Annotated in this window: 1 protein-coding gene (cut by a window edge); it reads left to right on the top strand. The window is 70.3% G+C overall.

The genetic code is table 11. From position 1 onward, the window contains the following. Positions 1-16,619, top strand: partial view of a type I polyketide synthase gene (locus OG609_RS05495; protein ID WP_327271747.1) — the 3' portion only. The gene continues 12,856 nt to the left of window position 1, outside the view; only the last 16,619 of its 29,475 coding nucleotides appear in the window; its start codon lies off the left edge, out of view; it ends in the stop codon at positions 16,617-16,619.

Raw genomic sequence — 16,619 nt, 5'->3', positions numbered from 1 at the left:
TAGCCCTCGATGCCGAGGGTCTGTACCAGGACCTGGCGGAGATCGGATTCGGCTACGGTCCGACGTTCCAAGGGCTGCGGGCTGCCTGGCGGCACGGCGACGAGGTGTTCGCCGAGGTCGCCCTGCCCGAAGGAACGGATGCCGCAGGATTCGGCGTCCACCCCGCCCTGCTCGACTCGGCACTGCACACGATGGGTCTGGCGGCCGGCGACGGCGAAGGTGCGGCCGGAGAAGCGAGCCTGCCGTTCGCCTGGAGCGGAGTGTCGGTGTCCGCGGTGGGGGCGACCGTCCTGCGGGTACGGATCACACCCGTCGGTTCGGGTGTTTCCCTGGCCCTCGCGGACAGCACAGGTGCACCGGTTGCCTACGTCGAGTCACTCGCCCTGCGTGCGATCTCGCCGGACCAGCTCACCGCTGCCGCCGACACTGGAACGCGCGATGCGCTGTTCCAGGTGGACTGGGTCAGCCATGAGGTGGCGGAGGAGCGGGTCGAGGCCCGCTGGGCCGCGCTGGGCGACGCGATAGGCGTACCCGGACTGCGGTACGCCGACCTGACCGCGTTCACCGCTGCGGCCGACGCCGGTGAGTCGGTGCCGGGTGTGGTGGCGGTGTCGTTCGCTGACTCCTCCGGTTCCGGTTCCGGGGATGTGGTGTCTCGTACGCATGAGATCGCGGGCCGGGCGCTGGAGTTGGTGCAGGAGTGGTTGGCGGATGAGCGGTTCGCCGATGCGCGGCTGGTGGTGGTGACTTCGGGTGCGGTGTTCTGTGAGTCGCCTGATCCTGTTCAGGCTGCTGTGTGGGGTCTGGTGCGGACGGCTGAGTCGGAGAACCCTGGCCGGTTCGTGTTGGTCGATGTTGATGGGGCCGAGGCGTCGTGGGCGGTTCTGTCGGCTGCGGTGGCTTCGGGTGAGCCGCAGGTGGCGGTGCGTGGGGGTGAGGTGTCGGTACCGAGGCTGGTGCGTGCGGTGGTTGGTTCGGGCGGGGTGGCGGAGTCGGCTGCCGGTGTGGGCACGGTGTTGGTGACGGGTGCCAGTGGTGCGCTGGGTGGGTTGGTGGCGCGTCATCTGGTGGTGGAGCGTGGTGTTCGGAATCTGTTGTTGGTGAGTCGTCGGGGACCGGATGCTCCGGGTGCCACGGAGCTGGTCGCTGAGCTGGCTGAGTTGGGTGCGCGGGCTCGGTTTGTCGCGTGTGATGTGGCGGATCGTGTTGCGTTGGCGGAGGTGCTGGCCGGTGTTGAGGCCGAGTACCCGCTGGTGGGTGTGGTGCACACCGCCGGTGTGCTGGACGACGGTGTGGTGTCGTCCTTGACTCCGGAGCGGTTGGCTGCGGTGTTGCGGCCGAAGGTTGATGCGGCGTGGTATTTGCATGAGCTGACGCGTGGCATGGATCTGTCGATGTTCACGTTGTTCTCCTCGGCTGCCGGTGTGTTCGGGGGTGCGGGGCAGGCGAACTACGCGGCGGCGAACGCGTTCCTCGACGCTCTCGCCGAGATGCGGCGGGGCGACGGGCTGGCAGGGCAGTCGCTGGCCTGGGGCCCCTGGGCGGAGAGCGGAATGCTCGGCCAACTCGACGACGCCGACACCCAGCGCATGGCCCGGTCCGGTGTGCCGCCGCTGTCGGTGGACGAGGGCCTGGCGCTGTTCGACGCCGCTGCGGGTCTCGACCGCGCTGCCGTGGTCCCGGTACGGCTCGACCTTCCGGTGTGGCGCAAGCGCGCTGCGGCCGAGGGCGTGCCGCAGCTCTTCCGGGCACTTGTACGCGTTCCCGGCCGCCGTACCGCGAAGTCCGGCGAGTCCGAGTCTGGCTTCGCCACACGGCTGAAGGGACTGACACAGGACGAGCGGACTCGCTTTGTCGACGGCTTGGTCCGCACCCAGGTCGCGGCGGTCCTCGGGTACGCGTCGAGCGAGGCGATCAAGTCCAGGCACGCCTTCAAGGAATTGGGCTTCGACTCCCTGACCGCCGTCGAGCTGCGTAACCGGCTCAACGCGGCGACCGGGCTGCGACTGCCCGCGACCCTGGTCTTCGACTACCCCACCCCTGCCGTGCTCGCCGAGTTCCTGCTGGACGAGGCGCGGGAGGCTGAGCCCGACGCGGCAGCGGTCGCGGCGGTGGCGGGCTTCGCGGACGACGAGCCCATTGCGATCGTCGGTATGAGCTGCCGCTACCCGGGCGGGGTCGCCGCTCCCGAGGACCTGTGGCGTCTCGTCTCCACGGCAGGGGACGGGATCTCCGGATTCCCGACCGACCGGGGTTGGAGCCTGGACGGCATGTACGAATCCGACGCCGACCGGGAAGGTAAGTCCAGGACCATCGAGGGCGGCTTCCTGTACGACGCGGGTCAGTTCGACCCGGCGTTCTTCGGTATCTCGCCGCGTGAGGCGCTGGCGATGGATCCCCAGCAGCGACTGCTCCTGGAAACCTCGTGGGAAGCCATTGAGCGAGCGGGTATCGACCCCGACTCGCTGCGCGGCAGCCGTACGGGTGTGTTCGCCGGCCTGATGTATCACGACTACGCGGCCCGGCTCGGCTCTGTACCCCAAGACGTCGGCAGCTTCCTGGGAACAGGTAATTCGGGCAGTGTCGCCTCGGGGCGGGTGTCGTACACGTTGGGCCTGGAGGGTCCGGCGGTGACGGTGGACACGGCGTGTTCGTCGTCCCTGGTCGCGCTGCACTGGGCGATTCAGGCGCTGCGGTCGGGTGAGTGCTCGATGGCGCTGGCCGGTGGGGTGACGGTGATGTCCACGCCGGGCACGTTCGTCGAGTTCTCCCGGCAGCGCGGCCTGGCGGCCGACGGCCGGTGCAAGGCCTTCGCCGATGCGGCGGACGGTACGGGCTGGTCCGAGGGTGTCGGCATGCTGTTGGTGGAGCGGCTGTCGGATGCGCGGCGGAACGGGCACGAGGTGCTCGCTGTCGTGCGGGGCAGTGCGGTGAATCAGGACGGTGCGTCGAATGGTCTGACGGCGCCGAACGGTCCTTCGCAGCAGCGGGTGATTCGGCAGGCGCTGGCGAATGCCGGTCTGTCGGCTTCCCAGGTGGACGCCGTGGAGGCACACGGCACGGGGACCCGGCTGGGTGACCCGATCGAGGCGCAGGCGCTGTTGGCGACGTACGGGCAGGGGCGGTCGGAGGGCCGGCCGCTGTGGCTCGGGTCGGTCAAGTCGAACATCGGTCACACACAGGCTGCCGCGGGTGTCGCCGGGATCATCAAGATGGTGCAGGCCATGCGGCACGGGGTCCTGCCGCAGACGCTGCACGTGGACAGCCCGTCCTCCCAGGTGGACTGGTCGGCCGGTTCCGTCGAGCTGCTGACCGAGCAGGTGGCCTGGCCGGAGACGGGCGCGGCGCGCCGTGCGGCGGTGTCGTCGTTCGGGATCAGCGGCACGAACGCGCACGTCATCCTTGAGCAGGCGCCTGTCGACGAGGGTGCCGCGACGCAGGCGGACGAGGTCTCGCCGCTGGGCGGTGCGGCGTTGCCGTTCGTGCTGTCCGGGAAGACGGAGGGCGCGCTGCGGGACCAGGCCGCGCGGCTGAGCGAGATGATGGCCGCCGGTGCCGGGGTGGCGCCCGCGGGGATCGGCTTGTCGCTGGCCATGGGCCGGTCGCGCTTCGAGCATCGTGCGGTGGTCGTCGCCGTGGACGCGGAAGAGCTCCGGGCGGGACTGGGCGCGCTGGCCGGGGACCGACCCGGTCCGGGTGTGGTGCGGGGTGTTGCTGATGGTGCGGTGGCTCCGGTGTTCGTGTTTCCGGGGCAGGGGTCGCAGTGGGTGGGGATGGCTGCGGGGTTGATGGAGTCCTCGCCGGTGTTCGCGGAGCGGATCCGGGAGTGTGCGGCTGCTCTGTCGGCGTATACGGACTGGTCGTTGTTGGGTGTGTTGCGTGGTGAGTCGGGTGTGCCTGGGTTGGATCGGGTTGATGTGGTGCAGCCGGTGTTGTGGGCGGTGATGGTGTCGCTTGCCGAGGTGTGGCGTGCGGCGGGTGTGGTGCCTGGGGCGGTGATGGGGCATTCGCAGGGGGAGATCGCGGCGGTGTGTGTGGCGGGTGGGTTGTCCTTGGAGGACGGTGCGCGGGTGGTGGCGTTGCGGAGTCGGGCGATTTTGGAGTTGTCGGGTCTGGGCGGGATGGTGTCGGTGGCGGAGTCGGCGGGTCGGGTGGAGGCGCGGCTTGCGGGGTGGGGTGGGCGGTTGTCGGTGGCGGCGGTGAATGGGCCGTCGTCGGTGGTTGTTTCTGGTGATGGTGATGCGTTGGACGAGTTGGTGGTGGTGTGTCGGGGTGAGGGGGTGCGGGCCAAGCGTATTGATGTTGATTACGCGTCGCACAGTGCTCATGTGGAGCGGATTCGTGAGCGGTTGCTGGATGTGTTGTCGGGGGTGGTGCCGCGGGTTTCGGGGGTGCCGTTGTATTCGACGGTGACGGGTGGGTTGTTGGACACGGCGGGGATGGACGCGGAGTACTGGTACACCAATTTGCGGGGGACGGTGCGTCTGGAGGAGACGACTCGGGTTCTGCTGGGTGCCGGGCATGGGGTGTTCGTCGAGGTCAGTCCGCATCCGGTGCTTGCGGTCGGGTTGCAGGAGACGTTCGAGGCGGCGGGGAGTGATGCGGTGGCTCTGGGGACGTTGCGACGGGACGAGGACGAGTCCCGTCGTTTCATGACCTCCCTCGCCGAAGCCCACGCGCACGGAGTCGACCTCGACTGGAAGACCCTGTTCGCGGGTACCGGGGCCCAGCGCGTCGACCTGCCGACCTACGCCTTCCAGCACCAGCGCTACTGGCTGAACCCCTCCGCCGGAAACGGCGCCGTGGACGTGTCCTCGGCGGGGCTGAAGTCCCTCGACCACGCCATGCTGTCCAGCGCGATGGGCCTGGCCGGCACCGACGGTGTGGTGATGACGGGCAGGGTCTCGGTCGAGACGCACCCCTGGCTCGCCGACCACGCCGTGTGGGGCTCGGTCCTGCTGCCGGGCACAGCGTTCGTGGAGCTCGCGCTGCAGGCCGCCGACCAGGTCGGCTGCGACCTGGTCGAAGAGCTGACGATCGAAGCACCCCTTGTCATCGCCGACGGGGACGCGATCGTCATCCAGGTCGCGGTGGCCGCGGCCGACCCGACGGGCCGGCACGAGATCACGGTGTACTCCCGCCCCGCCGACGCCTCGGACGAGGCATGGACGAGGCACGCCAGTGGCACACTCGCCACCGGCGCATCGGCTACGGACGGCTTGGGCGAGTGGCCGCCGGCAGGAGCGCAAGCTGTTGCGGTGGACACGCTCTACACGTCGCTCGCCGATGCGGGGTACGAGTACGGTCCCCTGTTCCAGGGGCTGCGGGCCGCGTGGCGGCAGGGTGACGACGTATACGCGGAGGTGGCCCTTCCGGACGAGGCCGAGGTCGACGGCTTCGGGCTGCACCCGGCTCTCCTGGACGCCGCACTGCACGCGATGGGACTCGGAGCCACCGCCGAAACGGACACGACGGCGGGAGCGGTAGGCCTGCCGTTCGCCTGGACCGGTGTGTCCCTGTCCGCGGTGGGAGCACAGCTCCTGCGGGTTCGCGTCCGCCGCGAAGGATCGGGAGCGTCGCTGCTGCTTGCCGATGGAGCCGGATCGCACGTCGCCTCGGTGGAATCGCTGGCGCTGCGCCCGATCTCACCGGAGCAGCTGCGCGGAAGCGGTCACGCCCACGCAGATTCGCTGTTCCGCGTGGAATGGTCCACGAGGCCGATCGGCGCCGAGAACGCCGAGGGCACCTGGGCTGTTGTCGGGGACGCGGAATTCCTCCCCGACGCTGAGCGGTATGCGGATCTCGCCTCGATGGACGAGGTGCCGGGTGTGGTGGCGGTGTCGTTCGCGGATTCGGGCTCCGATTCCGGGGACGTGGTGTCTCGTACGCATGAGATCGCGGGCCGGGCACTGCAGTTGGTGCGGGAGTGGCTGGAGAACGAGCAGTTCGCCGATGCGCGGCTGGTAGTGGTGACTCAGGGCGCGGTGTTCTGTGAATCGCCCGATCCCGTACAGGCTGCTGTGTGGGGTCTGGTGCGGACGGCCGAGTCGGAGAACCCCGGGCGGTTCGTCCTGGTGGATGCCGACGGGGCCCAGGAGCCGCTTCTGCCGGCTGTGGTGGCTTCGGGTGAGCCGCAGGCTGCGGTGCGCGCGGGTGAGGTGTTCGTACCGAGGCTGGCACGGGTGTCGTTGCCCGTGGAACAGGCGCCCGCGCCGCTCGAACCGTCCGGCACCGTGCTGGTGACGGGCGCCAGTGGTGTGCTGGGCGGGGTGGTGGCACGCCACCTGGTCGCCGAGCGTGGTGTGCGGCACCTGCTGTTGGTGAGCCGCCGCGGTGCGGATGCTCCGGGAGCGGCTGAACTCGTGGCGGAATTGGCCGAGTCGGGGGCGCAGGCACGCTTCGCGGCATGTGACGTGGCGGATCGCGGTGCGCTGGCCCAGATCCTGGACGGTATCGAGGCCGAGCACCCGCTCATGGGTGTGGTGCACACCGCCGGCGTCTTGGACGACGGTGTCGTGTCCTCGCTGACCGCGGAGCGGATGGCTGCCGTGATGCGGCCGAAGGTCGATGCCGCGTGGAATCTGCACGAACTGACGCGTGGCATGGATCTGTCGCTGTTCACACTGTTCTCCTCCGCCGCCGGTGTGTTCGGCGGTGCGGGTCAGGCGAACTACGCCGCCGCGAACGCGTTCCTCGACGCCCTGGCCGAGGCCCGGCGGGCGGAAGGACTTGCGGGGCAGTCGCTGGCCTGGGGACTGTGGGCTCAGGCGAGTGCGATGACGGGGCAGCTGGGCAGTGGTGATCTGCGGCGGATGGCCCGGGGCGGTCTGACGCCGTTGTCCTCGGAACAGGGGCTCGAGCTCTTCGACCTGGCCGGCGGATTGGCCGACGAGGCTGTGCTGGTCCCGATCCGGGTCGACATGGCCGCTCTGCGGGCACGTCCGGAGATGACTCCGCTGATGTTGCGGGGCTTGGTCCGGGTGCCGAATCGGCGACAGGCCGACCTTGGCACCGATCGCTCCGCGTCCTTCGCGCGCACCCTCCTCGCACTTCCCGTGGCCGAACAGCACCAGTTGGTGCAGGACCTGGTAAGGGCCCAGGCGGCTGCTGTACTCGGGCATGACTCGGGCGAGGCGGTGCAGCCTGAGCGGGCGTTCACCGAGCTGGGATTCGACTCCCTCACCGCCGTCGAGCTGCGCAACCGAATGACTGCGGCCACCGGTCTGCGCCTGCCGGCCACCCTCGTGTTCGACTACCCGACGCCGTTCGCGATGGCCGACTACATACGGACCGAGATCGTCGGCGTACAAGCGGAAGCCGCCGGCAGCCGACCCGCCCTGATCGGCACCGGCTCCGAGGACGACCCGGTCGTCATCGTGGGCATGAGCTGCCGGTTCCCGGGCGGGGCGGAGTCGCCCGGCAAGCTCTGGGAACTGGTGGCCGGCGGCAACGAGGGCATCACCGGCCTGCCCACGGATCGAAACTGGGACGTGGAAGGGCTGTACGATCCCGACCCGGACAACCCCGGCACCTCTTTCACCCGCGAAGGCGGCTTCCTGCACGACGCGGCGGAGTTCGACCCCGGATTCTTCGGGATCTCGCCGCGTGAGGCGCTGGCCATGGACCCGCAGCAGCGACTGCTGCTGGAGGGTTCCTGGGAGGCCGTCGAGTCGGCGGGGATCGACCCGGCGTCGCTGCGCGGCACGAGTACCGGCGTGTTCGCCGGGCTGATGTACCACGACTACGTGGCTCAGCTGGCCACCGTTCCGGAAGGGGTCGAGGGGTACCTCGCCACCGGTACGTCCGGCAGCGTCGTATCCGGCCGTGTCTCCTACACCCTCGGACTCGAGGGACCTGCCGTAACGGTGGACACAGCCTGCTCGTCCTCCCTGGTGGCCCTGCATCTCGCGGTGCAGGCCCTGCGCTCGGGCGAGTGCTCGATGGCGCTCGCCGGTGGCGCGAGTGTGATGGCCACGCCGGGCAGCTTCATCGAGTTCAGCCGCCAGCGCGGACTGGCCGCGGACGGCCGTTGCAAGTCGTTCGCCGCGGGCGCCGACGGCACCGGTTGGGGCGAGGGCGTGGGGATGCTCCTGCTGGAGCGGCTGTCGGATGCACGACGCAACGGCCATGAGGTGCTGGCGGTGGTGCGGGGCTCTGCGGTGAACCAGGACGGTGCGTCGAACGGTCTGACGGCGCCGAACGGTCCTTCGCAGCAGCGGGTGATTCGCCAGGCACTGGCCAACGCCGGTCTGGAGCCGGCGCAGGTTGACGCGGTGGAGGCGCACGGTACGGGTACGACGCTGGGTGACCCGATCGAGGCGCAGGCGCTGCTGGCCACGTATGGGCAGGGGCGGTCGGAGGACCGGCCGCTGCTGCTCGGGTCGATCAAGTCGAACATCGGTCACACGCAGGCCGCGGCCGGTGTGGCCGGGGTCATCAAGATGGTGATGGCGATGCGGCACGGTGTGCTGCCCCGTACCCTCCACGTCGACGCGCCGACGCCGCAGGTGGACTGGTCGGCGGGTGCGGTGGAGCTGCTGACGGAGTCGGTGGCGTGGCCGGAGACGGGTGAGGCGCGCCGGGCGGGGGTGTCGTCGTTCGGCATCAGCGGAACCAACGCCCACGTGATCGTCGAGCACACCCCGGTTGTCGAGGAGCGCCACGAGCCTTCGGTAGCGTTGCCGGTGGTGCCGTGGGTGGTGTCGGCGAAGTCCGAGGCGGGTCTTTCGGCGCAGGTGGAGCGGTTGTCGGCGTTCGTCGGGGATCGGGATCCGGTGGATGTCGGGTTCTCGTTGGTGACGACGCGTGCGGCGATGAATCACCGTGCGGTGGTCATCGGCGATCGGACGGTTCGGGGCACGGTCGCGTCGGGTAAGTCGGCGGTGTTGTTCTCGGGTCAGGGTGCGCAGCGGTCGGGTATGGGCCGTGAGTTGTACGAGTCGTATCCGGTGTTCGCGGATGCGTTTGATGTGGTGTGTGCGGAGTTGGACCGGCATCTGGACCGGCCTGTGCGGGATGTGGTCTTTGACGGTGGTGAGCTGCTGGATCAGACGGAGTTCACGCAGGCGGGGCTGTTCGCGCTCGAGGTGGCGTTGTTCCGGCTGGTGTCGGCGTGGGGTGTGAAGCCGGACTATCTGCTGGGGCATTCGATCGGTGAGTTGTCGGCCGCGCATGTGGCCGGGGTTCTGCCGCTGGAGGACGCGGCGAGGCTGGTCGCGGCCCGGGGCCGCCTCATGCAGGCATTGCCGGCCGGTGGGGCGATGGTCTCGCTCCAGGCGACCGAGGACGAAGTCCTGCCGCTGCTGACCGACGGTGTGTCCATTGCCGCGCTCAACGGGCCCTCTTCGACGGTGGTGTCGGGTGACGAGGACGCGGTTCTGGCGATCGCCGCCCACTTCGGCTCGGAGGGCCGAAAGACCAAGCGCCTCCGCGTCAGCCACGCCTTCCACTCGCCGCGCATGGACGCGATGCTGGACGAGTTCCGTGCGGTCGCCGAGGGCCTCACCTTCAACGCTCCGCAGATCGCCATCGTCTCGAACGTGTCCGGTCGGGTCGTGTCGGACGAGGAGATCTGCTCGGCCGATTACTGGGTGCGCCATGTCCGTGAGGCGGTGCGTTTCCTCGACGGGATGCGTGACCTCCAGGACCAGGGTGTGACGACGTTCCTGGAGCTGGGTCCGGACGGTGTGCTGTCCGCGATGGGCCAGGACTGTGTCGAGGACTCGGCGTTCGCACCGGCTCTGCGCAAGGAGCGTGACGAGGCGCTGACGCTCGTGACCGCCCTCGCCGAACTCCACGTACGTGGATCTGCGGTCGACTGGGCCGCGTACTTCGCCGGCACCGGCGCCCGCCGCGTCGACCTGCCCACGTACGCCTTCCAGCGGCAGCGCTACTGGCCCGAAGGCGGGGCACCGCTCATGGGCGGCAAGGGAGCCCCGGAAGCCTCCTCGTCCCTCGACGCGGCGTTCTGGGCCGCTGTGGAACAGGAAGATGTGGCGGCGCTCGGGGCGGCCCTGGGGTCGGACGAGCTGGAACCGCTCGGGGCGATGCTGCCCGCGCTGTCCTCGTGGCGACGACAGAGCCGCAACCTGTCCACCGTCGATGCCTGGCGCTACCGTGCCACCTGGCAGCCGGTCTCCGCTGTCCCGCGTGCCGAGCTGACGGGCACCTGGCTGGTGGTCACGCCGGAGGACCAGGCGGCGCACCCCGTCACCGACGGGATCCGCGCGCACGGTGCCAACGTCATCCACCTTCCGCTCGCCGACACTGTCGGCCGGGACGAGCTGGCCGGAATACTCGCCGGCTACCCCGAACTCGCCGGAGTGGTAGCGCTGCCGGCAGCGGATGAGGCACCGGCCGCCGGAGCGGTGGGTGCCGAGGTCGTGAGGACCCTGACCCTTGTCCAGGCCCTGGGCGACGCGGGCAGGACGGTTGCGCTGTGGTGCCTGACCCGCGGCGCGGTGTCGGTGGGCCGGTCGGACGGAACGGTCAGCCCCGTACAGGCGCAGGTCTGGGGACTGGGCCGGGTGGCCGCACTGGAACACCCGCAGCGCTGGGGCGGGCTGCTCGACCTGCCCGAGGTGTTGGACGAGCGGGCAGTGGGGCGCGTCTGCGCGGCACTGGCAGGTATCGACGCCGAGGACCAGATCGCGATCCGGGCATCGGGTGTGTACGTACGACGCCTCGTCCGTACACCCGGCACCGGGCAGGGATCCGCGTGGTCGCCACGCGGGACGGTACTGATCACCGGCGGTACGGGTGTTTTGGGAGCGCACGTGGCCCGCTGGGCGGCCCGCAACGGGGCCGAGCGACTGGTGCTCACCAGCCGCCGGGGCATCGACGCCCCGGGAGCGGCGGAGCTCCGGGACGAGCTCGTCGCACTCGGAACGGCGGTCACCGTCGCACCGTGCGACGTCACCGACCGCGCCGCACTCACCGAACTGGCGGACGGCCTCCGGGCCGCCGGATCACCGGTACGGGCCGTGCTGCACACTGCCGGAGAGGCCGCGTCGCATCCGCTGGCCGAGCTGGACGCCGACGGCCTCGAGGCCGTCCTGTCCGCCAAGGCCACTGGGGCGACGAACCTGGACGCGGTATTCACGGACGACGACGCGGACGGAACGCTCGACGCATTCGTCCTTTTCTCCTCGATCGCGGGCGTGTGGGGCAGCGGGGGCCAGGCCGCCTACGCGGCAGCCAACGCCCACCTCGACGCCCTGGCGCTGAGTCGCCGGGCACGCGGTCTGGCCGCCACATCGGTGGCCTGGGGACCGTGGGCCGAGGGCGGCATGGCGCAGGGCGAGGCCGAGGCGCACCTGCTGCGACGCGGACTGCCGGCCATGGCTCCCGAGCGAGCTGTCGCGGCTCTGCAGCAGGCGCTGTCCGAGGGCGACTCCGTCATCACGGTGGCTGATGTCGACTGGACGCGCTTCGCCCCGGCGTTCACCGCGCTCCGCCCGAGCCCGCTGCTCACGGGAGTCTCCGACGTACGCGAACTGCGGGAGACGGCGTCGACACCGGCCGGCGGCGGCACGTCCGCCCTGCGGGACCGGTTGGCGAAGGCCACCGGAGGGGAGAGGACCCGGGCGCTGCTGGAGCTTGTACGTAAGCAGGCGGCGGTCGTGCTCGCCCACCCGAGCGCCGAGTCGGTCACGACGGCGAGCACGTTCCGCGAGTTGGGCTTCGACTCGCTGAGCGCTGTCGAACTCCGCAACCGTCTGGCCAAGGAGACCGGGCTGACGCTCCCCGCCACCATGGTGTTCGACTATCCGACGCCGATGGTGCTGGCCGAGCATCTGCGTACCGAGCTGTTCGGCGGCGAACTTCAGACGGCCGACGCCTTCACGGCCGTGGCCGCGGCGGACCACGACGATCCCATCGTGATCGTCGGTATGAGCTGCCGGTTCCCCGGAGGCGTCCGCTCGCCCGAAGAACTGTGGGAGCTGCTCGCCGCAGGCGCCGACGGAGTGTCCGGATTCCCGGTCAACCGAGGCTGGGACCTGGACTCGCTGTACGACCCGGACCCGGATCACCCCGGTACCTCCTACGTGTCGGAGGGCGGATTCCTGCATGACGTCGGGGACTTCGACCCCGGCTTCTTCGGGATCTCGCCCCGCGAGGCCACCGCGATGGACCCGCAGCAGCGGCTACTGCTCGAAACGTCGTGGGAGGTGTTCGAGCGGGCCGGCATCGACCCCGTATCCCTGCGCGGAAGCCGCACCGGTGTCTTCACGGGGACCAACGGCCAGGACTACTCGGCGTTGCTGTACATGTCGGAGCAGAACGCCGAGGGCCACATGGGGACCGGAAACGGCGCCAGCGCCGTGTCGGGCCGGCTCTCGTACACCTTCGGCCTGGAGGGGCCGGCGGTGACCGTGGACACGGCGTGCTCGTCGTCGCTCGTCGCCCTGCACCTGGCGATCCAGGCGCTGCGGGCGGGGGAGTGCTCCCTGGCACTGGCCGGCGGCGTCACCGTGATGTCGACGCCCGGTGCGTTCATCGAGTTCTCCCGTCAGCGCGGTCTCGCCGAGGACGGCCGCTGCAAGGCGTTCGCCGACGCGGCGGACGGCACGGGCTGGGGCGAAGGCGTCGGCATGCTGCTGGTCGAGCGGCTGTCGGACGCGCGGCGCAACGGTCATGAGGTCCTGGCGGTCGTGCGAGGTTCGGCGGTGAACCAGGACGGTGCGTCGAACGGCATGACGGCCCCGAACGGGCCGGCCCAGCAGCGCGTCATCCGGCAGGCACTCGCCTCAGCGGGTCTCTCCGCGTCCCAGGTGGACGTGGTCGAGGCACACGGAACGGGAACCCGGCTGGGTGACCCGATCGAGGCGCAGGCGCTCATGGCGACGTACGGACAGGAGCGCGCGCACGACCGACCGCTGCTGCTCGGGTCGATCAAGTCGAACATCGGTCACACGCAGGCCGCGGCCGGTGTGGCCGGGATCATCAAGATGGTGATGGCGATGCGGCACGGGACGCTGCCGCGCACCCTGCACGTCGACAGTCCGTCCTCACAGGTGGATTGGTCGGCAGGAGCGGTCGAGCTGCTGACCGAGTCGGTCAGCTGGCCGGAGACGGATGAGCCGTGGCGTGCGGGAGTGTCGTCGTTCGGTATCAGCGGCACCAACGCCCACACGATCATCGAACAGGCACCTCCTGCCCCGGCTACGGCCGTCGCCATCGCCCCGCCGGTTCTGCCGTGGGTGCTGGCGGGCCGGTCGGAACGAGCCCTGGTGGCTCAGGCCGGGCTCCTGCGGTCGCACCTGCTGCGGCGTCCGGAACTCGGAGCGCTCGACGTGGCGTTCTCCCTCGCCACGGGCCGAGCGGCGTTCACGCACCGGGCGGTGGTCAGCGGTGCGGACCGTGACGCGCTGCTGCGTGGTGTCACGGCCCTCTCCGAGGGAGGCACCGATCTGCAGGTGACGGTGGACGAGGAGGTATCCGGGCAACTCGCGGTGTTGTTCTCGGGTCAGGGTGCGCAGCGGTCGGGTATGGGCCGTGAGTTGTATGGGGCGTATCCGGTGTTCGCGGATGCGTTTGATGTGGTGTGTGCGGAGTTGGACCGGCATCTGGACCGGCCTGTGCGGGATGTGGTCTTTGACGGTGGTGAGCTGCTGGATCAGACGCAGTTCACGCAGGCGGGGCTGTTCGCGCTCGAGGTGGCGTTGTTCCGGCTGGTGTCGGCGTGGGGTGTGAAGCCGGACTATCTGCTGGGGCATTCGATCGGTGAGCTGTCGGCCGCGCATGTGGCCGGGGTGCTCTCGCTGGAGGACGCCGCGAGGCTGGTGGCGGCCCGGGGCCGGCTGATGCAGGCGTTGCCGGCGGGCGGGGCGATGGTCTCGCTCCAGGCGACCGAGGACGAAGTCCTTCCGCATCTGAGCGACTCGGTCTCGATCGCCGCGCTCAACGGGCCCTCTTCGACGGTGGTGTCCGGTGACGAAGACGCGGTCCTGGCGATCGCCGCGCATTTCGAGGCGGAGGGCCGTAAGACCAAGCGCCTCCGCGTCAGCCACGCGTTCCACTCGCCGCGCATGGACGCCATGCTGGACGAGTTCCGCACGGTCGCCGAAGGCCTCACCTTCCACCGGCCCGAGATCGGGATCGTCTCCAACGTCACCGGCCGGACAGCCGGACCGGATGAACTGTGCGACCCCGAGTACTGGGTCCGGCACGTCCGGCAGGCCGTCCGCTTCCTCGAAGGGATGCGGGGCTTGGAAGACCTGGGAGTCGCGACCTTCCTGGAGCTGGGCCCCGACGGAGTGCTCTGTGCCATGGGCCAGAACTGCGTCACCACAGAGGACGCGGCGTTCATTCCCGCCCTGCGCAAGGACAGGGATGAGCCCGCCACCATGGTCGCTTCGCTCGCCGGACTGCACGGACGGGGAGACACCGTCGACTGGGCGGCGTTCTTCGCCGGCACCGGCGCCCGGCGCGTCGAGCTGCCGACGTACGCGTTCCAGCGGCAGCAGTACTGGCCGAAGCCGGCCGAACGGGAAGCCGGCGGCGTCGGCGATGCCAGGACGTCCGCCCTGGACGAGCGGTTCTGGGCAGCGGTGGAACAGGAGGACCTGACCAGCCTGGTCGAGGGCTCCGGACTCTCCGCCGATCAGCCGCTGAGCACGGTGCTGCCCCTGCTGTCCTCGTGGCGTCGGCAGTCCCGTGAGCAGTCCACCGTCGACGCCTGGCGCTACCGGGTCACCTGGAAGCCGGCCGCTGAATCCGGTGGCGCGGCGGCATCGGGAACCTGGCTTGTCGTGGCGGCGGAGGAACACCACGGCCACCCAATCGTCACCGGTCTGCGTGAGCACGGCAGTGACGTCGAACTGCTGACGGTGGGCAGCGGCACGGAGGACAGGTCGGCGCCGGCCGAGGAACTGGCCGAGAAGCTGGCCGTTCACGGGGAACTCGCAGGCGTTGTCTCCCTGTTGGCGCTGACCCACAGCCCGACGGCGGCGAACCTGAACCTCGTCCAGGCCCTGGGCGAAGCCGGCGTCCCGGCTCCCCTGTGGTGCGTCACCCGAGAAGGGGTGAGCGTGAGCCGTACCGACGCCGCACCCGACCCGGAGCAGTCGCGGCTATGGGGTCTGGGCCGAGTCGCCGCCCTCGAACAGCCCCATCGTTGGGGTGGGTTGATCGACCTTCCCGCGACGCTGGACGAGCGAGCAGTGGGCCGGGTAGTCGCCCTGCTGACAAGCGGCAGCGCCGAGGACCAGGCCGCGGTGCGCTCCTCCGGAGCGTTCGTCCCGCGCATCGAGCGGGTGCCGGCCCACACGTCCGGGTCCGAGTGGGCGCCCAGGGGCACGGTGCTGGTCACCGACGCCTCGACGCCTTTCGGCTCGTACGCCGCACGCTGGCTGGCCGGCACCGAGGCCGACAAGGTGGTGCTGATGGTTCCGGAAGGCGCCGAACCGGCGGCGGACGCGGTGGCACAGCTCGGGGAGCGCGGCACCGTCGTGCAGTGCGACGTGGCCGACCGCAAGGCGCTGGAGGCGCTGGTCCGCGAGCTCACCGAGGAGGGCAGCCGGGTCCGTGCCGTGCTGCACACGGTCGGCGGTAACCAGCTCACCCCGCTCGACGTTCTCCGTATGGACGACATCGACGGACGCCTGACGGCGAAGGTGGTGGGCGCGGCCCATCTCGACGAGCTCTTCGCCGACACGGAACTGGACGCGTTCGTCCTGTTCTCCACCATCGCCGGTGTCTGGGGTGGCGGCGGCCAAGGGGCGTACGCCGCGGCAGGCGCGTACCTGGACGGTCTGGCGCTGAGCCGCCGGGCACGCGGTCTGGCCGCTACCTCGGTGGCCTGGGGGCCGTGGGCCGAGACGGCATCCGCCACCCCGGAAGACGCGGCGGCCGAGGAACAGCTCCGTTTGCGAGGGCTGCCCGCGATGGCGCCGGAGCTGGCGCTCACTGCCCTGCGGCGGGCTACCACCGACAACGATCCCCTGCTCACGGTGGCCGATGTGGACTGGGCGCGGTTCGTGCCGTCGTTCACGGCCATGAGGCCCAGCGCGCTGTTGGCAGACCTGCCGGAAGCGGTGGAGGCACTGGGCCGTGACGCCGAAGGCGCAGGCATCGACAAGGATGCCGCGGAGGAACTGCGCCGGCGTCTCGCGGGGCTGTCCGAGGCCGACAGGGAGGCGGAGCTGGTACGTCTGGTACGCACCCACGCGGCCGCCGTCCTCGACTACGCCGGCATCGAGGAGGTCGGCCCCGACCGGGTCTTCCGCGAGCTCGGCTTCGACTCGCTGACGGCCGTGGAACTCCGTAACAGGCTGACGCGAGCCACGGGTCTCCGGCTTCCCGCCGGGCTGGCCTTCGACTATCCGAGCGCTGTCGCCGCAGCAGGCTTCCTGCGTACGGAACTCCGGTTCGGATCGGACACCACAGGGGCGTCGCTGCTGGCGGAGCTGGACAAGCTGGAGGCGGCAACGGCGGAGAACGAGCCCGACACCCTCACCAGGGCGAAGGTCGCCATGCGCCTCCAGGCGTTCCTGGCCAAGTGGTCCGAAGGGGCAACGGCCGAGGCGGACCCGGCGGATGTGACCGACAAGCTCGAATCCGCCTCCGACGATGAGATATTCGACTTCATCAACAACGAACTGGGGCGCTCGAACTGA

It is taken from the genome of Streptomyces sp. NBC_01224, from assembly GCF_036002945.1.
GTDB lineage: Bacteria > Actinomycetota > Actinomycetes > Streptomycetales > Streptomycetaceae > Streptomyces.
Note: the sequence above shows the minus strand (reverse complement) of the source record. Positions and strands in the feature narration are given on the sequence as shown.